Below are 21,859 nucleotides of genomic sequence, written 5' to 3' on the forward strand. Positions count from 1 at the left end.
AATCGCTTACCTGAGGTCGGTGTTGTCGATGTGGATGGAGAGGCCAGTCTCGCCGGGGCTGATCTCTGGCACTAGTTCCCACTGATCGCTGTACTGACCAGTGAACTGAGGTCGATAAGGGATCGGCGTCTCGCTATGCAACTCGTCCAGTTTCGTCAGAAGGCTTTTACGCACCTTCTGGTAGTCCTCAGTGAAGTCAGCGCTAGGTAGCGCCCACGGTTTCAGGACACTCATTCCAGTGTAGGCGAAAGTTCCGTGCAGAATGCCGTGCAGCAACTCGGTGATCTCGCCGCTCTTGCCCCGTGGCCCAATCGACGCCGGGCGATCACCCAGCGTCGTGAGGACTAGCGCCCGCTTATCGGTAAAAGGCCCCTGCTCGTAGCGCAGTCGCTTTCCAGTCTCAGGGTCTGTGCCGAAGGCGAATCCGCTGACGAAAAGCCGGTCGAACCATCCTTTGAGAATGGCCGGCATCCCATACCACCACAGCGGAAACTGCACCAGGAGCACATCAGCGCGCAGGATCTTCTCGTGCTCTGCCTGGAGCTCAGCGGGCAGCGCGTTACTGAGGTAGGCCTGTCGAACATCGGCAGAGACTCTGAACCGCTCTCCCTCGGGTAGCTGACCGTCCGCAGGCCGAACGACGGGATCCCAGTTCATCGTGTAGAGATCAGACTCTAGGACCTCATAGCCCTGGCTGCGGAGGTGAGCGATGCCGTCGCGGCGGAGCTGATGTGTCAGCGACTTGGGTTCTGGGTGGGCGCTCACCCACAGAATGGTCTGCTGTTTGGTCATAGGCCAATCGTGCCTTTTCGGGTGATGATTGTGTAGTACGGACATTAATGTCGCTAGGAGGGGTAAATGCGTTTACCGGTGGAGCGGGCTATGCAGGTGTGTCCGGTTGAGGTGGCTGTATCAGTCCTAGGTGGGGCGTGGAAGCTGACGTTGGTGAAGTGCCTTTTGGAGCGGCCACATCGTTTTGGGGAGCTGGGGCGACGAGTGCCGCTGGCGAATACCAAGACGCTGACTCGTCAGCTGCGTGAACTGGAGCAGGACGGCATTGTGCTGCGCAAGGTGTTTGAGCAGGTGCCACCCAAAGTGGAGTATTCACTCACTGAGCGGGGGCGGTCGTTGGCACCTTTGGTCGCGTTGATGAATGAATGGGGTGCGGCGTTTGTGGAGACGGCACAGTGATCACCTCAACGAACCCCTACGTGCCGAACCCCAGACGGTCTCGGGCCCTGGTATGAGCCGTAGTGACGGGAACCGACGACGTCGCCCGTGAGGAATGAGCCCGCAGCTCGTCGTGACCAGCAGGATGACCAGCGCGAGTGCTGTTAGCCGGGCGTAGTTGAAGCTGCTCACACATCGTCCTGCGTCAGCGGCAGATTGATGCGCCCACCGGACCTGTCGGCGTCTCGGTGGACTACCAGTTCACCCATAAAGCTCACCTTGACCCAGTGACCCTCATCGTCGTGGACGTGCCCGACCTTGGCAGTAGTCGTGTAATCGTGGCGCCAGTCCCTGCTGAACTCCAGGTATTCGCGAATTCCATCATGCCTGCTCAAGTTCGGGAGCAGTTCCTCTTCACCGAGAAATTTCCAACCGTGAGCAGCGGGCCATGATTCTTCGATCGCTGACATCACCCGTTCAGCATGCTCAGCCGAGTCGACCTCCGCCAGGATGTCGGCGTTGAGCATGGTTCGGGCACCGACACTTTCACCAAAACCTTCCCGCCCACTCGGTGACTCGTCCAGCTGACCACTGCGGGACCGAAAGACGGCACCCTCTAAGTCAGCAAACATTGGGGGGAGACCAGTCTGAATGTCTTCAACGATCTCCTGGTAGGCCTCAGCGCTCATGCCGTGGGGCCTAGGCATCCCGCAGCTGGACGTTGTTATCAGCAAGATTCCCACCGTCAGTACTACTAGGACGTTGCTCACGAATCGGTTGATGCAGAAGCCTCCGCCAGGTTTAAAGCGAAGCGCTGAGCGGACCTTTGGGTATCCCGGTGTGCCCATGATTCTCCCCTTAACCTCCCTTTGACCCAGTGCCCGTCATCATCGTGGACATGAGTGACCTCGGCAGCACTCGTGTAGCCGTGACGCCAGTCATCACTGAACTTCAGGTAGTGAGAATGTCATCATGCCTTCTCACACTCGAGGAAAGGTCATAGCTCCACACTACTGACATTGCTCGCAAGGGGCGCAGTATTTCCTAGCGCGAGTGGTGCGTGTAATCACTCTGCACGCTCACGCGGCCGTCGGGATCACGTGCAGACCTTTCGCGGCGACGGGAGGTCAACCGAAGCTGCGCCGGTAAGCACGGCTGAAGGTGCCGACATCGTTGATTCCGCAGTAGTACGCCGACTCCGCCACGCCCTTGCCCTCAGGAGCAACTGGTGACCGCGAGCGAGCCGCGCCCTTCTGATCTCTCGCGCGGGGGAGGTCCCCTCCGCCGCGAACATGGCTTGCAGCGTGCGCAGTGACACCCCGGCGCGCAGTGCCACACCGTCCGGATTCAAACCTGAGTCTTCACAGTGGGACTCGATGTAGCTCATGATCTCTGTGTAGCTGGGACCGGCACTGGGGATGAGTCGCGACCCTTTAGTGCCCGGAGCGGTTCACGGCGCGAAGGTCAGCAACCTGTGGTTCGAGTCCTTGAGCTGCCGTAGCTTCCAACGAACCCGAGCAGGACGCCCACGGCGCGATCTTCATCTTGGCGCCGACGCGACCGGCGGCACTCGCATTGCTTTTCTGGCCGTGATCATGACTGCGGCCACACCCACGACGATGGCGAGGACCAGGGTGGTCGCGAAGAAAGCCGGTGGCAAGTTCAGGGCGAACCGCAGCCCTGCGAAGATTGTTTGCCAGGGAGTACGCACCAACGATAGCCACCGGTGAACCGAGCACGACTCTGATGACGCCGCCAAATATGGACAACATGACCGACTCGTAGGTTATTGCAGCTCGGACCTGAAACCGCGGAAGCCCGAGTGCTCTTTGCAGCCCGATCACTTGGTGTCGTTCGATCGCTGTCAGGCGCAACGTGTTTAATGTGCCGATTAGCGCAATGAGTACGCCGATCCCCAGGAGCAAGGCGGCCAACACGGTCAGAAGGTTGATAGTTGCCGAGTTCTATCACCTCCTCGGCTGTACTTTCCGCTTTGCAGGAGATCGGTTGGGCCTGATGCAGCATGAGCTGATGCAACAAGCGACGGAGGTGAGAAGCAACTTGCTCTCGAACAACTAGCAGCCTTCAGTTTGTTAGCTCGCTGGCTCGATCAGTCCGGAGTCGAGCGCGTGTGAAGAACCTATAACGCCAAACCGCGGTGCCGTGCACGTAGAAAGATCACCTAACGTGCATTGCTCCGACACTCAGAGGTTTAGCGCACGCTGCATAGCAGTGATGTACTCCCGTGCCTGTTCCCGATCACTTTCTTTCTCCTTTTCTGAGAGGTTTTTATAAGGCGTACTCATTTGTTTTGACCATTGAGCGACGAGGTGAGCCGGGATGACCAGGCTTCCATCTTCTAAGGAAGAACATTGGCCGTGCAGGTAGCGTTGCCAGTGCGACCACCGCTCGTGTTCAACTGCTGCAACGAGTTCCAAGGTCGCAGGTGCTTCGAAGAAATCGGAGAGGTCCTCTGGCATCAAATCAGCCCATCGTTGACGAGGTTCCAGTAGTGCTGTCCGAGCACAGTCAATACACACGCCTTACTTTCCATTGCCGCGTAGTACATGTGTGGGGAATCGACCGAACGTACGAGATTGACCTTCACGTAGTTCTGCAACACTTTAAAAGTGGCGGTGTTCAATGGATCCGGGTCTGGAATTTCTGGGTTGGCTGCCTCCTCAGCAGAGCGGGCCGGCTCGAAGGACGGGTCAAGCGATAACACCGTCGATGGTTCCGGAAAAATCTGAGTGAGCTGCTGGAGATCAGTCAAAGCGATGGGAGGTTCAGCAGTGCGGAGCGAGACGAATGTCTTCACGTTCGTTTTGAAAACCGGTCGCTGTTGCCAGGGGCCCAGCGACTGATCGACGTGAGCATAAACGCTACCTGGCGTGACGTCTCCGACGAGATTGGCTGCGGCTCCGTTGAGGGCATCGACGAACAAGTCTGTGAAAACCCCGGATCCACCCTGTTCCATGGCGTACTGATTCGCGGTTGACGCAGACAAGATGGTCACACCTTCACGGATGTCTGCCTGCACCGCCCCGACCGTTGTTGTGGCAGCTGCGCCACTGTGGCAACTATCCAAAATGATGACCTTGTTCTTAGCGGGCGATTCATTCGCCATCGTCATCACCTCGACCAAGGAGAGTCCATCATCGCCTGTGCTGACATCGCTGGAACACAAGAACCCTCCAGTGTCCTCCAAGTAACCGTGTCCAGAGAAGTAGAACAGGGCTATTTCTGCGTCGTCTTTAAACAACTCGCGGACTGCGTTCTTCAACGTCAACTTCTCTACGGCATGTCCGGGACCGGTGCTGATCAGCAATCTCGGGCTAGGGAAGTTTAGGGTCCCGTTGGAGTGGCGCTCTAGGGCCCCATACACGCTGTAGGCGTCATTGACGCATCCTCGCAGTGACCCTATGTTGTCGTAATGATCAATCCCGACTATCAGTGCTTTACGCATAGCGTTCAGAGGCTGTCGATGAAATTGCTGATGTTGGCATCGCTCCAGGTGTAGGTGTTCACCCCTGCGATCGAAGACCGGTCGTCGCTATACGCGTAGATTCCTCGAATCGACTTGCCCTCCTCTATCGCACATTGGATCTCCCACTTCTGCCCACTCGAGGTCGCCGAGTTCTTACTGACCAGAACGATCACTCCATCTGAACGCTTGATACGGGTGCGCACCTTGTTCTTCCACTCAGTGTCGTATGCCTCCTTGACCGACATATCGACGAACTCGTAGGGCGCTCTAGGCGAGAGTGACTGACCTTTCAGGAAGTCCCGCTGCCTTTCATCCTCGATTGCAAACGCTACAAATATTACTTTTTTATCTGCCACGAGAGTCCTCTCCTATCAGGAGCCGTCACCCGACGCTGATCGTCGGAGTTAAATGCAGGCTCACGTTAAATATGATTGATGATATGTGTTGTTTTAGAAATATGATAGATATCTGCACGATGTGTCTGCTTCAAATGACCTAAGTGTGATCTGAATCATTGGGGGGGGGTTGTCGTAGGCTTCCTGGCCACTAGTACGACGTTCGGGTCTTCGGTCATCCACCCCTCGATTCTGATGACTGTGCCGCACCACCAGGGACTCACATCGTGCCCGTTCACACTGCGTAGGTGAGATGCGACAGGTGTCTGAGAAATCTGACAAGTGGTGGGCACGAAAGTGAGAATTGATCAACTTGAACGAGAACCTACAGCTGGACAACTTCGCTGTCCCAGGCTGCTCCGGAATAGACCCGTCGAGAAATAAGTTGAGTATGGTTGACTCAAGTTTGTCGGCGTCCGTCACCCCTATCGCTGAATGGGCGTCACTGATTACTGTGTGAACCAGAAAGGGGGCGTGCTAAGCCCATGGATGTGAAGCTGACCACCAAGTCCCAAGAAGCCATCTCAGCAGCCTCAAACAACGCCAGCATCGCCGGTAACCCGCAGATCGAACCGGCCCATATCCTCAAAGCGCTGATGGACCAGCGCGGGTCAGACGGCGTCCGCCTGCTCAAGCAGGTTGGCGCTGATCCGGATCTGGTCTCTGAGCGCGCCTCCGCGGCTATCCAGCAGCTGCCCTCCACTTCCGGCTCCTCCGTAGCGCAGCCGCAGTTCTCCCCGGCTGGTCTCAACATTGTCCGTGCCGCTCAGGCCGAGGCGAGCAAGCTCGGGGACACCTTCATCAACACCGACACCCTGCTGATCGCCGTCGCCGAGGAGAATGGTCCCGCCGGCAAAGCGCTCCAAGAAGCCGGAGCCGACGCCAAAGCGCTGCGCAAGGCCCTGCCGGAAATCCGCAAAGGCCGCACCGTGGACACACCGGACCCGGAGACCACCTCCGAGGCGCTGCAGAAGTACGGCACTGACCTCACTGCCCTGGCCCGCGACGGCAAGCTGGATCCGGTGATCGGCCGTGACTCCGAAATCCGCCGCGTCATCCAGGTCCTCTCCCGGCGCACCAAGAACAACCCCGTCCTTATCGGCGAGCCCGGCGTCGGTAAAACCGCCGTCGTCGAAGGTCTGGCCCAGCGTATTGAGGCCGGTGACGTTCCGGACGCACTGCGGGGGAAGACCTTGATCTCCCTGGATCTGGGGGCCATGGTGGCCGGATCCAAATATCGCGGCGAATTCGAAGAGCGCCTGAAGGCCGTCCTGGACGAGATCAAAGCCGCCGAAGGCCAGATCATCAGCTTCATCGATGAGATCCATACCGTAGTCGGCGCCGGTGGCTCCTCTGACGGCTCCATGGACGCCGGCAATATGCTCAAGCCCATGCTCGCCCGCGGTGAGCTGCGCCTTATCGGTGCCACCACCCTTGATGAGTACCGCGAGAACATCGAGGCCGACGCCGCCCTGGAGCGCCGCTTCCAGCAGGTCTACGTGGGAGAGCCATCAGTGGAGGACACGGTGGCGATCCTGCGCGGGATCAAGGAGAAGTACGAGGCCCACCACGGTGTGGAGATCTCCGACGCCGCACTGGTCTCGGCAGCCACGCTCTCCGATCGCTACATCAGTGGTCGCCAGCTGCCGGATAAGGCCATCGACCTGGTGGACGAGGCTGCCTCCCGGCTGAAGATGGAGATCGACTCCGATCCGGTGGAGATCGACGCGCTGCGCCGTGAAGTGGACCGCCTCAAGGTTGAGGAGCAGTGGCTCACAGCCGAAAAGGACCCCGCCTCCCAGGAGCGCCTGGCCGCCCTGCAGGAAGAGCTGGCCAATAAGGAGGAGCAGCTGCGTGAGCTGCAGGCCCGCTGGCAGCAGGAACGCTCCGCCCACGTCAAGGCCGGCGAGCTGCGTGCCCGCAGGGATGAGCTGAAATCCGCCGCCGAACGCGCCCAGCGCGAAGGCGACCTGGGCGAGGCCTCACGCCTGCTCTACGGGGAACTCCCAGCCCTGGAGAAGGAGCTGATCGCCGCCGAAGAAGCCGAGGCCAACATGGAAACCGGAGACCGCATGGTCCCGGAGAAGGTCGACGCCGACGCCATCGCCGAAGTCATCTCCGCCTGGACCGGGATTCCCGCCGGCCGACTGCTGCAGGGCGAAACCGCCAAGCTGCTGCAGATGGAGGAGCTCATCGGAGCCCGGCTCATCGGCCAGGAGAAGGCCGTATCCGCCGTATCCGACGCCGTGCGCCGGGCACGCACCGGTGTGGCCGATCCCAACCGGCCCACCGGCAGCTTCCTCTTCCTCGGTCCCACCGGCGTGGGCAAGACCGAGCTGGCCAAGGCGCTGGCGGAGTTCCTCTTCGACGACGAGCGCTCCATGGTCCGCCTCGATATGTCCGAATACTCCGAGAAGCACTCGGTGGCCCGGCTGGTGGGCGCCCCTCCGGGGTACGTAGGCTTCGATGAGGGTGGCCAGCTGACCGAAGCCGTGCGCCGTCGCCCCTACTCGGTGATCCTGCTGGATGAGGTGGAGAAGGCCCACCCCGAGGTTTTCGACATCCTTCTGCAGGTCCTCGACGACGGGCGCCTCACCGACGGGCAGGGCCGCACCGTGGACTTCCGCAACGTGGTGCTGATCCTGACCTCCAACCTCGGCTCCCAGTTCATGGTGGACCAAACCCTGGAACAGGAGACGAAGAAGGAGCGGGTGATGAGCGTGGTCAACGCCAGCTTCAAGCCCGAATTCCTCAATCGCCTGGACGACATCGTGATGTTCGATCCGCTCTCTATGGAGCAGTTGACCTCAATTGTGGATCTGCAGATCGCCTCCCTGCAGGAGCGCATGAACTCCCGCAGGCTCACCTTGGAGGTCACCGAAGCTGCCAAGGAATGGTTGGGCTTCACCGGCTACGACCCGGCCTATGGCGCCCGGCCGCTGCGCCGTCTGGTGCAGCGGGAGATCGGTGATCAGCTGGCCCGCGCCCTGCTCGCAGGGGACATCGAGGACGGCGACACCGTAGAGGTGGACCGCGAGGATCTCTCCCTGGAGAGTACCGAGGTCCACGGGCTCACCGTGCGGAAGAAGCAGGTTTAGTCCGACTCCTCCGCAGGTTCTTCTTCACCCTCATCGGAGTCCTCAGTATCGCGAGGCTCCTCCACCACCTCGACGCCAGCCCCCTCATCATCAGGTGAGGGGGTCTCGTCGTCCTCAGGGTCGGGCAGGAAGCTGCCGGTGAGCTGTCCGCCGTCGGCACGGGTCAAGAAGCAGGAGACCATGCGGTCATAATCGCGGCGCCAGGTGGACTCGGTGGGATGCCACAACTGAATCTGCAGCTCGTAGTCGGCACTGTCCACCGCAGCAGAATCCAGCTCCAGCTCGTCATGGCACCACTGATGGGCGGTATCGATGACAGTCTCATCGCCGGGATAGGGGCCGTCACTGATATTGCGCCGCAACAGCACCTGCGCGTCATAGCCGCGGTCGCAGTCTGCAACATCGGCCGGAGTGGTCTCATCCTCGTAATCGCGCAGGCACCAGCCGGTCTCCCAGTCCTCGGAAGGGACTTGGTGGGCGTGCAGACCGTCAAGCCCTGGTTCATCGTTCCAGGCCCAGGGTTCTTCCTCCGCGGCGGGCTCTCTCATCAGGAACCACCACAGCAGCACAATCGTGAGAACCACCACAACTACAGCGGCAATCAGGAACGGAATCGCGTTCAAACGCTTGCCGGTATCCCCGCGTGCAGCCCGCCTCGCCCGGCGGGACAAGGGTTGTTCAGAAGAATCTCTCAGTTCAGATTCGCTCATTGACCGCCTCTGCCCCTCCCAGTCAGCGCGACGCAACAGTGGCTCTCATGTTAACCTAGAAGGCACGAACCACTTCATCCACATAGTCATGCCCGCGATGAGCCCGCCAGCCATCGCGAGAGCTGCACAGAGACGACGTTAAGGGGGTCCCGCTCATGGGGCGTGGCCGTCAGAAGGCGAAAGCGACTAAGCAGGCGCGGGAGATCAAGTACTTCACCCCGAACACCGACCTGACTGCACTGGAGAGGGAACTCGCCCAGGCTCGGGGAGACCGTTCGGATCGCGTTGAAAGCAGCAGCTTCGAGTCCGATGAAAAGTCGGACATCTATTACGAGTACGACGAGGATGATCGCTAGGCCCCACGTGGCCGAAGAAGCAGTCTTCACGGCGCAGGCTGAGAAAGCCCACCGCGCAGCATTGCGCTCAATCGCCAGAATCGTCGAAGACTCCGTGCCCCCGCAGCCCGAGCAGGCTGCGCACGCGGGCATCCTTGCCATGCTCAAAACCGGGGACGTGCTCTGCGTGACCGGAGCCGGTGTCTCCACCGACTCCGGCATCCCCGATTACCGCGGCCCCGAAGGCTCCCTGCACCGGCACCGGCCGATGACCTACCAGGAGTTCAAGTACGACGCCGCAGCCCGGCACCGCTACTGGGCGCGCAGCTTTGTGGGCTGGAGGCATATGGGGGCTGCCGTTCCCAATGCCTCTCACCATCTGCTGGCCAGCTGGCAGCAGCGCGGAATCCTCAGCGGACTCATCACCCAGAATGTGGACGGTCTGCACGCAGCCGCCGGAAGCGACCCGGTGGTTGCACTCCACGGCGACCTGGCCACCGTGCACTGCCTGACCTGCGGCAGCCGTGAAGACCGCAGGCATCTGGATCAGCGCTTTGAAGTTGCGAACCCCGGCTATGCCGAAGCGGCCATGGTGGCTGCGGAGAACGTCAACCCCGACGGTGATGTCAGCCTGGACCCCTCATGGGTGCAGCGCTTCCACATGGTGCGCTGCCTGGTCTGTGGGGCCGATACCCTCAAGCCCGACGTCGTCTACTTCGGTGAGACTGTTCCGCCTGAGCGCAAAGCGGCCGTTGATGAACTCATCCAGCACAGCGCGTCCTTATTGGTGGTGGGCAGTTCAATGGCGGTGATGAGCGGGTTCTCCATCGCGTTGCGCATGCACCGGGCAGGCAAACCGGTGGCAGTGCTCAATGGCGGGCCCTCACGGGCCGATGCCAAGGCTGACTGGCGCTGGCGCACCCGGATCGCACCCGCACTGAAGCAGCTGGATGAGGATCTCGGGTGATCAACACAACAGTCAAACTTTACCGTACGTACGGTACAGTTTTTAGGTGACCGCCTCCCTCAAAACCACCGCCCCGGACACCTCACTGTCTCGATGGCAGCGCTGGACAGTGCTCGGCATCGTCTCCACGGCGCTGCTGCTGATCGCCCTGGACAATACGATCCTCTACACCGCACTGCCCACCCTCAGCAGTGAACTGGAGGCGAGCTCATCCCAGCAGCTCTGGATCATCAACGCCTACCCGCTGATGATGGCAGGCCTGCTCCTAGGCTCAGGTTCCCTCGGCGACCGCTTCGGACATAAGCGGATCTTCCAGATCGGCCTGGTGATCTTCGGGTTGGCCTCCCTGACGGCGGCCTTCGCCCCGGTGGCCGAACAGCTCATCATCGCCCGGGCGTTTCTGGGAGTCGGCGCCGCCGCCATGATGCCAGCAACCCTGGCGCTGATCCGCATCAGCTTCGCGCTCGAGCGTGAACGCAATATCGCCATCGGCGTCTGGGCAGCCACCGCCACAGTGGGCATGGCTCTGGGGCCCATCGTCTCCGGGCTGCTGTTGGAGAAGTTCTGGTGGGGTTCGGTCTTCCTCATCAACGTCCCGCTCGTCATCGCCGCCAGCATCCTGATGATCCTGGTCGGCCCGCGCAACCTCACCAACCCCGCTCGCCGCTGGGATGTCCTCTCCTCAGGTCAGGCTCTGGTGGGCATGGCTGCGGCGGTGCTGGCGATTAAAACCTGGGCCGAAGCGCCTATCCACTACACCGTGGCGATCAGTGCGACCGCGGTGGCCGTCGTCGTGCTCACCATCTTCACCCGCCGCCAGCTGCGCCTTGCCCGATACACCGAGCCGCTGGTGGACTTCGCGATCTTCAAGAACCGCGGTTTCAGCGGCGGGGTGGTGGCCGCCGGAGCCAGCATCTTCGGCATTGTGGGCATCCAGCTGGTGGTCACCCAGCGGTATCAGCTGGTAGAAGGCTTCACCCCGCTGGAAGCAGGGCTGGTGGTCAGCGCATTGGCGGCAGCCTCACTGCCCTTTGCGCTCTTCGGTGGCGCGGTGCTGCACCGGGTGGGTCTGCTGGTGCTCATCGGCGGTGGCATCAGCGCCGCCGCCGTGGGCAGCCTCATCACTGTCGTTGCGGCCTGGCAGGATTCGTTGGCGCTGCTGGTGGCCGGGATCCTGGTGGTCGGTGCGGGTCTGGGTGCCTCGATGTCTGTGGCCTCCACCGCGATCATCGGCAACGTTCCGCCGCGGCGGGCCGGTATGGCGGCCTCCCTGGAGGAGGTCTCCTACGAGTTCGGCGGGCTGGTCGGTGTGGCCACCATGGGGTCGCTGCTGACCCTTGTGTACACGCGTACGCTCACGCTGCCTGCCGAATTCAGCGACTGGGCAGCTCAGCCACCGGCAGTAGCCCTGGACGCCCCAGATGCCGCAGTGGTTGCTGCGGCCGCGGAGTCCTTCGACACCGCTTTCCTCACCGTGCTGGCCGCCGTCGCCGCCGTCATGGTCCTGGGTGCCATCGCTGCAGCCCTGCTGCTGCGCCGCTACACTCCGGGCACCGAATCCCAGGCATACCCGAACAACCACTGACTCTGATGCGTAAGGTTGACTCCTGATGAGACAGTCCAAACGTGATCACATCCTCGAAGCCGCCAAGCGCATCGTCCAGCGCGAAGGCGTCACCGCCTTGACCTACGAGTCGGTGGCGGTGGAAGCCGGGCTGACCAAGGGCGGGCTGATCTACCACTTCCCCTCCCGTGAGGACCTGCTGCGCGGATTACATGAGCATGTGGCCGGGCAGTGGGAAGAACACCTGCATCAGGAAGCCGGCACCAGCGCCACAAAGAACCACGACGACGGCGAGGCGGCTGGGGTGCGCGGACTCGAGGATCGTCGGCTAGAGGATCTCAGCGCCGAGGAGCGACTGGCCGCCTACGTCAGGGCCTCGCAGAACCCCGACCGGGCCGAGCTGCTGCTGATGCTCGAGGCCGCCGAGGACCCGCAGGCCCAGGCCGCCTGGGACAGCGTGGAGTCACGCTGGGGCGTGCCGCAGCCTGGCGCCGATGCCTCCGAAGACCAGCTCAGGGCATTCATCGCACAACTGGCAGCTGACGGTCTCTGGTTCTGGGAGGCCAACAGCCCGCACACCCTGGACCCGGTGGCCCGGCAGCGCCTTGTCGAGCGGATCATTGAGCTGGGACGCGCAGGATCTGCTGACTGATCTGCGCTGCCCAGCGATGATCATGGGTGGTCACCAGCACAGCCCCGCCGCCGTCGGCAAAGCCCCTCAGCACCGCTGATAGCCGATCCATGGCCGGTTCATCCCGCCCCAGAGTCGGCTCATCCAATAACAGCACCCGAGGGCGCAGCAACAGGGCCGCGGCAAGCACCAGATCCTTACGCTGTGCCGCGCTGAGATCATAAGGGTGGGTTTCAGCGTGATCCGCCAGCCCCACCCGGTCTAGAAGGTCCGCAATGTCCTGCCTGGAGGCCCTCTTCGGGGTGGCGTAGCGCAGTTCGGCCTCAACAGTGGACGCCGAAAGCTGATCCCCGGGGTCCTGTCCTGTCCAGGCCAGATAGCCAGCCCGGCGATGCGCGCTAGCTGTACTGAGTTCCACCCCGGCGGGACCGATGATCCGGCCAGAGGATTCCTTAGGCAGCAGCCCGGCCAGGCCCAGCAGCAGACTGGACTTGCCAGCCCCATTGGGTCCAAGTACTGCGGTGATTTCGCCTGCGCGCAGATCCAGCCCGACGCCGTCGAGCACTGGCTTTCCGCCACGGCGCAGAGACAGAGCCTCTACCTGAAGCAATGTGTCTCCCGGGTGAGGCGAGGAGGTCTCTGAGCCTGCGCGTTCAGCCCCGGGGGCGTCGTCGGCGGTATCCCAGACCCCATGGAGACTCAGCTGTTCCCGGGAGGGCTGTCCATCCTGGACGCCGCTGAGGCGGCCCTCATCCAGAAAGACGGTGCGCTGGCAGAACCCGGAGAGCTCATCATGCTGATGCCCTGCCACCAGCACCGCACCACCTTCGGCACAGTGCTGGGCGAGCACCCGGCGCAGTGTGGATCGCGCAGCTGCATCCAGGGAAAGGCCGGGCTGGTCAAGGATCAGCAGCTTCCGACCCATGACCAGCAGCGAGGCTAAGGCGGTGAGCTGGCGCTGTCCTCCGGAGAGTTCGAATACCGGCCGGTGGGTGAGTTCGGTCAGGCCCAGCTGGTCCAGAAGCGCTAGTGCCTGATGTGCTGCCGCCTCAAGGCTGAATCCGGTCAGCCGGGCCGGGAGCAGCACCTCGTCCCAGACAGTAGAACCCATGCCGGTCAGCTGAGCCTCTGGATCATCGCCGAGCAGCCCGGCGGGGGATGCCCGAAGCTCGCCGCTGAACTGGCCGTGATCAGCCAGCATCCCCGCTGCCGCCCGACACAGCGTGGACGTCCCAGAGCCAAGCGGGCCCAGGACCGCCATGGACTCCCCAGGGGCGAGCCGGAGGTTGATGCCATCAAGCGCGGCGGCAGAGCTGGCCGAATAGCGGAAGGTCAGCCCGGCAGCGTCCAGCAGCGGCTCAGCCATAGAGGACCTCCAGAAAGTCACTGGCGGTGGGAAGCGGCAACAGATCAAGCAGCGCCAGGACCACCAGAGCGCTGCTGCCTAGGGCCGCTGACCAGCGCAGCACCTGCTGGCCGGTGCCTGAAGCGTAGAACCGGGCCGGTGCTGGCCGTGGGACCGCGCCGAAACCGCGCTGATTCAGTGCATCATGACGCTGGTCCAACTGCACCAGCAGCGCTGTCAGCAGGCCCGAGAGGATACCGGGCAGCAGGCGCAGCCGGACCCGCAGGGATGTGGTGTCCCAGCCTCGGGCGGCACGGGCCGCCATAGTCCGCGCGGTGCGTTCGCGTAGCAGCGGCAGCAGATTCATGGCCGCAGCACAGACATAGGCCACATTAAGCGGCAACCGCAGTCCGATCATCGCGTCAAAGACCCGCGCGGCGTCGGCGCCGAAGGCGAATAAGGCACAGAGACCGATCATGGCCGCCACCCGCAGCCACAGCTGCAGGGCAACAGCCAGGCCCTCCGCAGTGATCGCCGCCGGGCCGGCCGACCACAGGATATGTACGGCCTCGCCGGGGTAGAACAAGCCCTGGATGATGGTGACCATCACCAGCATGGGCCCTGCCAGCACCAGCAGTGTCAGCGCCCAGGATTTCAGCCGCAGATGCCGCGTCACTGCAGCGCCGACTGCCGCGCCGAGCAGCACGACTGCCGGCACCAGCGGCGAAGGGACCCCGTAGACCAGCAGCAGCCCGCACAGCAGCAGCACCAACTCCGTGGAGGGGTGCAGACGGCGGGCAGCAGCCGAAGGGGTCACTGAGCTGTTTCGGCCTGGCTGCGTGGGGCAGTCTGCGGCGCCGCCGGATGGGAGGCGCGAGGGGTGAAGGAATGTCCGGTGAAGGGGTAGCGCGAGCGCAGCCGGCGCGGCAGTGCCCAGATCACCACAAAGGCCAGCGCGAAGATGAGGGCTTTGTCTGCAATATCGCTGACCACACTCTGGGCGAAGGTGGCATGCAGCATCTCCAGCCCGGCTGCTTGCAAGGTCGCGACGACGCCTCCGGTGCCCACGCCGAGGCCGCCGCCGAAGAGGAAGGCCGCAACTGGGGCGCCCAGTGCACCAGTGGGGATACCGGCGACGGCACCTGCCAGTACTGCCCACCACAGTGCGCGGAAGGCTCCTAAGCGGGCGGCCCAGCCTGCTGCAGCACCGATGAAGGCGGCACCTGCGGTGAAAGCGATGACGGTGGGGTTGATGGTCACACCCCAGATGACGTTGCCGAGAATCCCGGTCAGCGCACCGGCGGCAGGTCCGGCCAAAACGCCGATCAGCACGGTACCCAAAGAGTCCAGATACAGCGGGATGGGGGTCATCGTGCCCACCACCTGCCCGGTGACGATATTCAGCGCAATGGCCACCGGCATCAGCGCGAAGATGCCGCGCGGGATCCGGGGCAGGGTGCCAGCGGCGATCAGCACCGCGCCGACCAGGTAGCCCAGCATGACCCCGAGTGTGGTGTGGCCGAGGTCCTGGCCGAGGGTGGCAGGCTGGCTGGTCAGCACCCACAGATAGGTGCCGAGGATGACCAGGGAGCCGGCGGCGATGGCAGCCAGAGTCCAGGCCGGTGCTGGAAGACGCGAGGATGAGAGTTCTCCGGGACCCGCGGCGGTGGCGGCGGATCCCTGCCCAGATGTTGGTTCAGCGGACATGATCAGGTGTTCCTTTCCTAGGGACCGGCAGCAGGGTTGTTGCCGATGGTGAGGTATGAGCGGAGCAGGCCGCAGGTGCAGTGCGCAGGTGCAGGCCGTATGCGCAGGGCGCAGCAGCAGTGCCTAAGGCGCGGCGTCGGGTATCCGGTCCGGCAGATCCGGGCTGGTAGATCCAGGCCCGGCAGGAGGGCCGACGTCGGTGAGGGGTGTGCTCAGTGGGAGCTGTAGCTGGGCTCGCGGCGCTTGAGCTGAGAGACCACGGTGTAGGTGACCGGCATCAGCACAAACTCCACCGCGCATTTATAGAGCACACCGAAGATGAAGTAGCTGGCGAACTGTCCCCAGCTCATCAGCGGGTCTAGGCCGAAGAGCGCAGTGAAGGCGATCAGGCCGAAGAGCGCGGTATCCAGGATTTGGCCGAAGATGGTGGAGCTGGCGATACGGGCCCACAGATTGGACTCACCGAATCGTCCTTTGACCCAGACGATGACGAAGGAGTTCATCAGCTGCCCGGCCAGGTAGGCCAGCAGTGAGGCGATCAGGATGCGCACATACATGCCGTCCCAGCCGAAGAGGACCTCGAAGGCCTCCTGGTTATAGGCATCGCTGACGGCCGGGGAGATGGTCACCAGGCCGAAGACCACGGCACCTATGAGCATCACGGAAAAGCCCACCAGGACGGCGCGGAAGGCGGCTTTGAATCCGTAGACCTCGGAGATGACGCCGCCGAGAAGGTAGGTCAGCGGGAAGAGGAAGACGCCGCCGTCGACCACCCAGCCGCCGAAGTCCATCTGTTTGGTGGCGGCGATATTGGAGATCAGGTAGAACGCGGCGAGCAGTGAGACCAGCACTGCGTAGAACTGGCTGCCGGTCTGAGCGAAGGCTGCGGGAGCCTTCCCGGCGCGGGCAGAAGCGCCGGACGTGTTGTGGGCGGGGGTGCTGTTTTGGGTTTCTCCGGGATCCGCCGCGGCTGCAGCGGACCCCTGCCCAGAGGTCGGGTCGGTACTCATTGGTCAGGTCCTCTCATCAGGGTCTCGGCCAGGTGCGTCAAGAATTGCGAGGCATCCAGGCTGCGAATCAGGGTGGCATTGGGCTGCCGGTTCCAGCGGCCGAGCCAATCGGCCACCGTTTCACCGCGGGTCAGGGTGCCGGTCAGTTCCACATCGACGGCGGCATCTGCGGTATGCGCCCACGGGATTATCTCCTGTTCAGCGCCCGGGAGCGAATCTGCCGCCTGTGACCGCGCCCAGCCGATGGCCGCGGCGGTCACATAGGGGTCATGGATCTGCGCCAGGTAGCCGTGGCCGTCCCATTCATGGAACTCGAAGTAGAAGCGCAGCGCCTCAGCCAGCTGCCCCAGATACTGCTGCCAGCCGGGTGCTGCTGAGGATGAGGAAGTGATCTTCTCCAGCAGCTGCGGGGTCATCACCACTGCCTCGGTGGCCTCGATGGGGCCGATGACCGGCAGCGGGGTCCCCGGGGTGCCAAAGGCCGCGAAAACCTCAGCGGCAGCCTCCGGATCCCAGGTGATGTTCCATTCGGTGGTCGGATGGGTGTTGCCGCGGTAGTTGAAGGCCCCGCCCATGATGAACAGCCGCTTCAGCAGGGTGGGGAGTTCCGGTTCCAGGCGTAGCGCCAGCGCCAGATTGGTGTGCGGACCCAGAACGACGCCGACCACTTCGCCCGGATGTGCTCGGGCGGCCTGCACCCAGGCTTCGGCGGCGGAGAGCTGATGCGCCGTCGTCGTCGGTTCATCGAGCACTGCGTGACCTGCACCCAGCGGACCGTGGGTGTCGTCGGCGAAGATCGGAGCCGGGTCGCCCGCGCGGTGCGCTACTGGGTTCTCGGCCCCGCGGTGCACGGGAATGTCGGTGCGGCCGGTGAGTTCCAGCCAGGCCAGCGCATTGCGGGTGACCGCATCCACCGGCACGTTACCGGCGCTGGCCGCGATGCCGGTGATCTCCACGTCCGACTGGCAGAGGGCATAGCCCAGGGCGATGGCGTCGTCGATGCCCGGGTCGCAGTCAATAAAAAGCCGAATCACAAGGCCTATTCTGCCGCGGAAGACGACCGCGTCCCATCCGTTGTGGCGCCGCGGGCCGGATTTCCGGCCAAAACCGCCACAAGAGGTGGGAGATTCGCGCGCGCGGCTGCTGCTGGTTCCCATCCGTTGTGGCGCTGGGTAGCTGGCGAGGGTCCGCTGGCGAGGGTCCGGTGGCGGGGGTAGTGGGTGGCGCGGGTAGTGGGTGGCGCGGCGCCGTCGCCACTCGGCTACGCCTGCTGGATACCCCCTTGTTGAGCGGCAAAGCCTGACCTGGCGTGGCAGGTAGGAGGTCCTTCATGTCTCGTGCAGATGAGCCCAGGCGAACACAGCGCACGGTCACGCCCGGCAACATCACTGTGGCTCAGCGCGAAGAACTGCTGCGGCAGCGCCAGCGTCAGACCGGCCGCCCGTGGCCCCAGCGGGCGAATCGGCTGTTCGGCGACCCCGGCCGCGGAAGCTGGCTGCTGATGGGTATCGCTGCGTTCGCGCTGATATTCAACGGGCTGATCTCTGTCGCTCGGTTGACGCCCCTGTTAGGTCAGCAGACAGACGCGCAGCTGATCTTCTCGATTCTGGGCACGGCTCTGCTGCCAGTCGGCATGCTATTCGCCTGGGCGGCAGCCCGCCTGCGGATCTTCCCAAGCAAGTGGACAGCGAGCTGGACGCTCAGCCGCGTTAGGCGCGCCCGCGTCGGACGGCCATGACAATGCCGACGCCGATGAGCACCAGTCCCAGCACTCCCAGGCCGATCATCAGCGGAGTGCCCCAGCCGCCCAGCGGGTCCTCCTGGCTGGCCGGTGCCGTCTCTGGAGAGTCAGTCTCCTGTGGTGTGGGAGATGCGCTGGTCTCCTCGGTGGGCTCGGGGCTCTCAGTAGTGGGGGAGGGCTCGGTAGTGGGAGATTCCGTCTCTGCGGAATCCTCAACCACGGTGAAGTGCTCGGCGAAGTGCGCCTCAGCCTCCTCCTCGCTGAGCATCGGATCCGAATAAGGAGGACCGACGGTGAAGGAACCGTCGTCGAGTTGAACCAGCTGGAAACGCAGCTGTTCGAAGGCGTAGTACTGCTGAGGATCAGCAAAGACACCGGCAACACCGAAGCCCAGCGTCAGGTTCATCTCCAGATAGTCTTCTGGTTCGTTTCCGGCCAGACCCATCTCCTCGACGTCGATGACTGCGCTGGTCTCAGTAATCTCGTCAGAGTCGAAGACGCCGTCAGTGCCCGCCACATTGAAGGTCCACTGATAGGCCTCGGCCTGGGGGATCTCCTCCCATTCGAAGGTGATCTCTGAACCTTCAACGGTGCCGTGGAGATCAAAGGGGATCTCTTCACCGGCCGCAGAGGCAGCCGTTGAACCGGCCAAGATCAGCCCGAAGGCGGTCAGCGCTGAGAGTATCGAAGTGCGGAGTCGGGCAGTCATGAGCGGCTTCCTTCTGTGCGACAGATGGTGTGCCACCAGCATGACCTACATTGCAGCGGCAAACAACAGGTTGCTATTGCAAATTAATAACGATCCGACCGAGAGTCGCAGTTCTCGGATCGGGGCGGAACAGAAAGCCGGAGCCTCAGTCGGCGTAGGAGCCGGTCAGCAGCACGCCGCCGCCGTCGACACCCTTGGCGCCCTGCACAAAGTCCTCGCCGGCTGCCGCGATACGGGAGTCAGCGGCGTCGTAGCGGTTGATCTCCCCCATCACCCAGGCGCGCTGACCCGCGGCGTTGAGCTGGGCGATAGCCGCATCAGCCTGCTCTGCGGCCACCACGGCCACCATGCCTACGCCAAGATTCCAGGTCCGCTCAGCATCGGCCTGCGGCACGCCGCCGAGCTCGCTGAGCACGCGGAACACCGGCTGCCACCCCCACGTGGAGCGGTCCACAGTGGCCAGCAGGCCGGTTGGAAGAACTCGTGCCAGGTTGGCAGCCAGACCGCCTCCGGTGACGTGGCTGAAGCCGCGCACGGGCGCCTCGGGAGAAATCTCGCCCTCAGCAGGATCACCGTTGAGCGCGGTGACCAGATCCAGGCAGGGCTGGGTGTAGAGACGCGTAGGCTCCAGAAGCTCCTCGCCCAAGCTGCGGCCGAACTCCGCGACGTCGCGGTCATAGGCCCAGCCAGCATCTGCGGCGATGCGGCGCACCAGCGAGTAGCCATTGGAGTGGATGCCGGAAGATGCCATGCCGATCACCACATCACCGGCGCGCACCCGATCGGGGCCCAGCACAGCGGAGGCGTCCACCACGCCGGTGGCCGCACCTGCGACGTCGTACTCATGCTCACCCAGCAGCCCCGGGTGTTCAGCGGTCTCCCCGCCCACCAGCGCGGTGCCGGCCTCAGCCGAAGCCTTCGCGATACCGGAGACAATGCTGGCAATCCGGGCCGGCTCCACCTTCCCGCAGGCGATGTAATCAGTCATGAACAGCGGCTTGGCACCCATGACCACAATGTCATCAACCACCATGCCCACCAGGTCGTAGCCGATGGTGTCGTGGATATTCATCGCCTGCGCGATTGCCACCTTGGTGCCCACCCCATCAGTGGAGGTGGCCAGCAGAGGCCGCGGCAGCCGCTTGAGTTCAGAAGCGTCATAGAGTCCAGCAAATGCACCGACGCCGCCCATCACCTGAGGCGTGTGGGTGGCCTCAATATGGGCCTTCATCAGTTCGACGGCGCGGTCACCGGCTTCCACATCCACGCCTGCCGAGGCATAGGTGGTGGGGGTGCGGCTGCTGGTCTCTGTCATCGGCTCGCTTTCGTGGTGAGGGACTCGGCAGTGTCCTGGGCAGAATCCTCCGGTGCGGATTCGCTCTGTGCTGACTCGCTCAGGCTGGTTTCGCTCGGCGCAGCTTCACCAAGCGCATCGCGCAGCGGCCGCTCGGTGTCATCAAGCTCAAACTCGCTGTCCGGACCCGGTTCGCAGCCGGTCTGCACCCGCTTGTACATCCCGGGGAATGCGGGCTGCTCCAGCAGCAGCTTGCCGCGCCGATCCTCCGGGGGCAGCTCAATGGGGTACTCGCCGGAGAAGCAGGCGGTGCACAGCGTAGAGCGCGGCTGACCGGTGGCGGCGATCATGCCATCTTCAGAGATATAGGCCAGGGAGTCTGCGCCCACGGCCGCGGTGATCTCCGCAATGGTCGCGCCGTTGGCGATCAGCTCCGCGCGGGTGGCGAAGTCGATGCCGTAGAAGCAGGGCCATTTGATCGGCGGTGAGGAGATCTTCACATGAACTTCGGCAGCACCGGCCTCTTTGAGCATCCGCACAATGGCACGCTGGGTGTTGCCGCGGACAATCGAATCGTCGACGACGACGACCCTCTTCCCGCGCACCACATGGGCCTGCACATTGAGCTTCAGCCGAATACCCAGCTGACGCAGGGTCTGCGAGGGTTGGATGAAGGTACGGCCCACATAGGCGTTCTTGATGAATCCCTGGGCGAAGGGCAGCCCGGATTCCTCGGCGTAGCCCACCGCGGCCGGGGTGCCTGATTCTGGCACGGGGATGACAATATCGGCGTCGTGGGTGTCCTCACGTGCCAGCTGACGTCCCATCTCCACACGGGATTCGTAGACGCTGCGGCCGTTGATATTCGCGTCCGGCCGGGCCAGGTAGACGTATTCGAAGACGCAGCGCGCCGGTTTGGCCTCGGCGAAGCGGTGGCTGCGGATGCCGTCGGCGTCAATGGCGATGAACTCGCCGGGCTCGATCTCGCGAATGATCGAGGCACCGACGGTGGCCAGTGCCGACTGCTCCGAGGCCACTACCCAGCCGCGGTCGAGCCGACCCAGCACCAGTGGGCGCACACCCTGCGGGTCACGGGCGGCGTAGAGCGTGTTCTCATCCATGAACACCAGACAGAACGCACCCTTAAGCGTGGGCAGCAGCGCCAGTGCCTGCTCCTCCAGGGAATCCCCGGGCTGGTCGCGCAGCAGTGCGGTCACCAGGGCGGTGTCTGTGGTGTTGCCCTGAGCCAGCTCGCCGAAGTCAGTGCGTCCGTGGCGTTCCACGATGCGGTCATAGAGGTCAGCGGAGTTGGTGAGGTTGCCGTTATGCCCCAGGGCTACCGTCCCGTGCGGGGTGGCGCCCAGAGTGGGCTGCCCGTTGGACCATTGATTGCCGCCGGTGGTGGAGTAGCGGCAGTGTCCCAGGGCGATATGACCGGTCAGGGCGCTCAGGGTGGATTCATCAAAAACCTGGGAGACCAGGCCGACATCCTTATACACCTTGATGTGCTTGCCGTCGCTGGTGGCGATTCCGGCAGATTCCTGACCGCGGTGCTGCAGGGCGTAGAGGCCGTAATAGGCCAGCTTGGAGACTTCCTCCCCAGGTGCCCAGACACCGATGACCCCGCATTCATCCTGTGGCAGGGGGTCCTCGTCAAGAAGGTTGTGGTTCAGGCGACCGTCGGGGCGGGCCATGC

The 21,859-nt window shown here is 63.2% G+C and carries 22 protein-coding genes; 7 read left to right on the forward strand and 15 right to left on the reverse strand.

What is annotated here, in order from left to right; all coding sequences use genetic code 11:
• Positions 1-6: 6 nt before the first annotated feature.
• Positions 7-792: an NAD(P)H-dependent oxidoreductase gene (locus ABEA23_RS06255; RefSeq protein ID WP_345477213.1), complete on the reverse strand. Its 786-nt coding sequence runs from the start codon at positions 790-792 to the stop codon at positions 7-9.
• Between the two features lie 66 nt (positions 793-858).
• Here ABEA23_RS06255 and ABEA23_RS06260 point away from each other — a divergent pair, with 66 nt between their 5' ends.
• Complete coding sequence (locus tag ABEA23_RS06260; protein WP_345477214.1) at positions 859-1,191, forward strand: winged helix-turn-helix transcriptional regulator; 333 nt, start codon at positions 859-861, stop codon at positions 1,189-1,191.
• Between the two features lie 167 nt (positions 1,192-1,358).
• On the opposite strand, the gene ABEA23_RS06265 is transcribed toward ABEA23_RS06260, so the two are convergent.
• The 5 genes from ABEA23_RS06265 to ABEA23_RS06280 form a co-directional block, all read right to left on the reverse strand.
• A complete protein-coding gene (locus tag ABEA23_RS06265) occupies positions 1,359-1,859 on the reverse strand; it encodes a hypothetical protein (protein WP_345477215.1) in 501 nt (166 codons plus the stop codon).
• A gap of 744 nt (positions 1,860-2,603) precedes the next feature.
• Positions 2,604-3,107, reverse strand: coding sequence for an FtsX-like permease family protein (locus ABEA23_RS14235; protein WP_425577130.1), 504 nt, complete (start codon positions 3,105-3,107; stop codon positions 2,604-2,606).
• A gap of 267 nt (positions 3,108-3,374) precedes the next feature.
• Positions 3,375-3,650, reverse strand: a complete 276-nt coding sequence (locus ABEA23_RS06270) for a hypothetical protein (protein ID WP_345477216.1) — start codon at positions 3,648-3,650, stop codon at positions 3,375-3,377.
• A complete protein-coding gene (locus ABEA23_RS06275; RefSeq protein ID WP_345477217.1) occupies positions 3,650-4,636 on the reverse strand; it encodes a caspase family protein in 987 nt (328 codons plus the stop codon). The genes ABEA23_RS06270 and ABEA23_RS06275 overlap by 1 nt, the downstream gene beginning before the upstream one ends.
• A 5-nt stretch (positions 4,637-4,641) precedes the next feature.
• Positions 4,642-5,013, reverse strand: coding sequence for a TIR domain-containing protein (locus ABEA23_RS06280; RefSeq protein WP_345477218.1), 372 nt, complete (start codon positions 5,011-5,013; stop codon positions 4,642-4,644).
• Positions 5,014-5,537: 524 nt separating this feature from the next.
• On the opposite strand from ABEA23_RS06280, the gene clpB reads away from it, so the two are divergent.
• Positions 5,538-8,150 carry an ATP-dependent chaperone ClpB gene (gene clpB, locus ABEA23_RS06285; RefSeq protein ID WP_345477219.1) on the forward strand — a complete coding sequence of 871 codons (2,613 nt, stop codon included), beginning with the start codon at positions 5,538-5,540 and terminating at the stop codon, positions 8,148-8,150.
• Here the strand turns inward: clpB and ABEA23_RS06290 are convergent.
• Entirely contained in the window at positions 8,147-8,860 is a 714-nt protein-coding gene (locus ABEA23_RS06290) for a hypothetical protein (protein WP_345477220.1), read from the reverse strand. The two genes, clpB and ABEA23_RS06290, sit on opposite strands and share 4 nt — an antisense overlap.
• 155 nt (positions 8,861-9,015) lie before the next feature.
• Here ABEA23_RS06290 and ABEA23_RS06295 point away from each other — a divergent pair, with 155 nt between their 5' ends.
• From ABEA23_RS06295 to ABEA23_RS06310, 4 genes are read left to right on the forward strand one after another with little or no spacing between them, the layout of a single operon-like run.
• On the forward strand, positions 9,016-9,216 hold the full coding sequence (locus tag ABEA23_RS06295) for a DUF3073 domain-containing protein (RefSeq protein WP_044495166.1): 201 nt from the start codon (positions 9,016-9,018) through the stop codon (positions 9,214-9,216).
• Entirely contained in the window at positions 9,206-10,162 is a 957-nt protein-coding gene (locus tag ABEA23_RS06300; RefSeq protein ID WP_345477221.1) for a Sir2 family NAD-dependent protein deacetylase, read from the forward strand. Before ABEA23_RS06295 ends, ABEA23_RS06300 begins: the two co-directional genes overlap by 11 nt.
• A gap of 46 nt (positions 10,163-10,208) precedes the next feature.
• Positions 10,209-11,747 (forward strand): MFS transporter, encoded by a 1,539-nt coding sequence (locus ABEA23_RS06305; RefSeq protein ID WP_345477222.1) that lies wholly within the window; start codon positions 10,209-10,211, stop codon positions 11,745-11,747.
• A 25-nt stretch (positions 11,748-11,772) separates the two neighbouring features.
• Positions 11,773-12,378: a TetR/AcrR family transcriptional regulator gene (locus tag ABEA23_RS06310; protein ID WP_345477223.1), complete on the forward strand. Its 606-nt coding sequence runs from the start codon at positions 11,773-11,775 to the stop codon at positions 12,376-12,378.
• Here the strand turns inward: ABEA23_RS06310 and ABEA23_RS06315 are convergent.
• From ABEA23_RS06315 to ABEA23_RS06335, 5 genes are all read right to left on the reverse strand, one after another.
• Positions 12,344-13,723: an ATP-binding cassette domain-containing protein gene (locus ABEA23_RS06315; protein ID WP_345477224.1), complete on the reverse strand. Its 1,380-nt coding sequence runs from the start codon at positions 13,721-13,723 to the stop codon at positions 12,344-12,346. The two genes, ABEA23_RS06310 and ABEA23_RS06315, sit on opposite strands and share 35 nt — an antisense overlap.
• Complete coding sequence (locus tag ABEA23_RS06320; RefSeq protein ID WP_345477225.1) at positions 13,716-14,519, reverse strand: energy-coupling factor transporter transmembrane component T family protein; 804 nt, start codon at positions 14,517-14,519, stop codon at positions 13,716-13,718. The genes ABEA23_RS06315 and ABEA23_RS06320 overlap by 8 nt, the downstream gene beginning before the upstream one ends.
• Entirely contained in the window at positions 14,516-15,409 is an 894-nt protein-coding gene (locus tag ABEA23_RS06325; protein ID WP_345477226.1) for a histidine kinase, read from the reverse strand. Before ABEA23_RS06325 ends, ABEA23_RS06320 begins: the two co-directional genes overlap by 4 nt.
• A 212-nt stretch (positions 15,410-15,621) precedes the next feature.
• Complete coding sequence (locus tag ABEA23_RS06330; protein ID WP_345477228.1) at positions 15,622-16,419, reverse strand: queuosine precursor transporter; 798 nt, start codon at positions 16,417-16,419, stop codon at positions 15,622-15,624.
• Positions 16,416-17,453, reverse strand: a complete 1,038-nt coding sequence (locus ABEA23_RS06335; protein ID WP_345477229.1) for a nucleoside hydrolase — start codon at positions 17,451-17,453, stop codon at positions 16,416-16,418. Before ABEA23_RS06335 ends, ABEA23_RS06330 begins: the two co-directional genes overlap by 4 nt.
• 296 nt (positions 17,454-17,749) lie before the next feature.
• Between ABEA23_RS06335 and ABEA23_RS06340 the strand changes: the two genes are divergently transcribed.
• The gene (locus ABEA23_RS06340) at positions 17,750-18,157 is read left to right on the forward strand and encodes a hypothetical protein (RefSeq protein WP_345477230.1); all 408 of its coding nucleotides are present in this window, start codon (positions 17,750-17,752) and stop codon (positions 18,155-18,157) included.
• Here the strand turns inward: ABEA23_RS06340 and ABEA23_RS06345 are convergent.
• From ABEA23_RS06345 to purF, 3 genes are all read right to left on the reverse strand, one after another.
• Positions 18,129-18,869, reverse strand: a complete 741-nt coding sequence (locus ABEA23_RS06345) for a hypothetical protein (protein WP_345477231.1) — start codon at positions 18,867-18,869, stop codon at positions 18,129-18,131. The two genes, ABEA23_RS06340 and ABEA23_RS06345, sit on opposite strands and share 29 nt — an antisense overlap.
• A 145-nt stretch (positions 18,870-19,014) precedes the next feature.
• The gene (purM, locus tag ABEA23_RS06350) at positions 19,015-20,184 is read right to left on the reverse strand and encodes a phosphoribosylformylglycinamidine cyclo-ligase (RefSeq protein ID WP_345477232.1); all 1,170 of its coding nucleotides are present in this window, start codon (positions 20,182-20,184) and stop codon (positions 19,015-19,017) included.
• Positions 20,181-21,857, reverse strand: a complete 1,677-nt coding sequence (purF, locus tag ABEA23_RS06355; protein WP_345477233.1) for an amidophosphoribosyltransferase — start codon at positions 21,855-21,857, stop codon at positions 20,181-20,183. The genes purM and purF overlap by 4 nt, the downstream gene beginning before the upstream one ends.
• Positions 21,858-21,859 lie beyond the last annotated feature (2 nt).

It is taken from the genome of Nesterenkonia rhizosphaerae (assembly GCF_039544555.1).
Classification (GTDB): Bacteria; Actinomycetota; Actinomycetes; order Actinomycetales; family Micrococcaceae; genus Nesterenkonia; species Nesterenkonia rhizosphaerae.

Bases quoted from the DNA above. Each gene is read 5' to 3' on its own strand.
- ABEA23_RS06265 (WP_345477215.1), bottom strand. From the start codon at position 1,859: ATGAGCGCTGAGGCCTACCAGGAGATCGTTGAAGACATTCAGACTGGT.
- purF (WP_345477233.1), bottom strand. From the start codon at position 21,857: ATGGCCCGCCCCGACGGTCGCCTGAACCACAACCTTCTTGACGAGGAC.
- clpB (WP_345477219.1), top strand. From the start codon at position 5,538: ATGGATGTGAAGCTGACCACCAAGTCCCAAGAAGCCATCTCAGCAGCC.
- ABEA23_RS06340 (WP_345477230.1), top strand. From the start codon at position 17,750: ATGTCTCGTGCAGATGAGCCCAGGCGAACACAGCGCACGGTCACGCCC.
- ABEA23_RS06260 (WP_345477214.1), top strand. From the start codon at position 859: ATGCGTTTACCGGTGGAGCGGGCTATGCAGGTGTGTCCGGTTGAGGTG.
- ABEA23_RS06275 (WP_345477217.1), bottom strand. From the start codon at position 4,636: ATGCGTAAAGCACTGATAGTCGGGATTGATCATTACGACAACATAGGG.
- ABEA23_RS06310 (WP_345477223.1), top strand. From the start codon at position 11,773: ATGAGACAGTCCAAACGTGATCACATCCTCGAAGCCGCCAAGCGCATC.
- ABEA23_RS06325 (WP_345477226.1), bottom strand. From the start codon at position 15,409: ATGTCCGCTGAACCAACATCTGGGCAGGGATCCGCCGCCACCGCCGCG.
- ABEA23_RS06300 (WP_345477221.1), top strand. From the start codon at position 9,206: ATGATCGCTAGGCCCCACGTGGCCGAAGAAGCAGTCTTCACGGCGCAG.
- ABEA23_RS06345 (WP_345477231.1), bottom strand. From the start codon at position 18,869: ATGACTGCCCGACTCCGCACTTCGATACTCTCAGCGCTGACCGCCTTC.
- ABEA23_RS06290 (WP_345477220.1), bottom strand. From the start codon at position 8,860: ATGAGCGAATCTGAACTGAGAGATTCTTCTGAACAACCCTTGTCCCGC.
- ABEA23_RS06255 (WP_345477213.1), bottom strand. From the start codon at position 792: ATGACCAAACAGCAGACCATTCTGTGGGTGAGCGCCCACCCAGAACCC.
- ABEA23_RS06315 (WP_345477224.1), bottom strand. From the start codon at position 13,723: ATGGCTGAGCCGCTGCTGGACGCTGCCGGGCTGACCTTCCGCTATTCG.
- purM (WP_345477232.1), bottom strand. From the start codon at position 20,184: ATGACAGAGACCAGCAGCCGCACCCCCACCACCTATGCCTCGGCAGGC.
- ABEA23_RS06295 (WP_044495166.1), top strand. From the start codon at position 9,016: ATGGGGCGTGGCCGTCAGAAGGCGAAAGCGACTAAGCAGGCGCGGGAG.
- ABEA23_RS06270 (WP_345477216.1), bottom strand. From the start codon at position 3,650: ATGCCAGAGGACCTCTCCGATTTCTTCGAAGCACCTGCGACCTTGGAA.
- ABEA23_RS06330 (WP_345477228.1), bottom strand. From the start codon at position 16,419: ATGAGTACCGACCCGACCTCTGGGCAGGGGTCCGCTGCAGCCGCGGCG.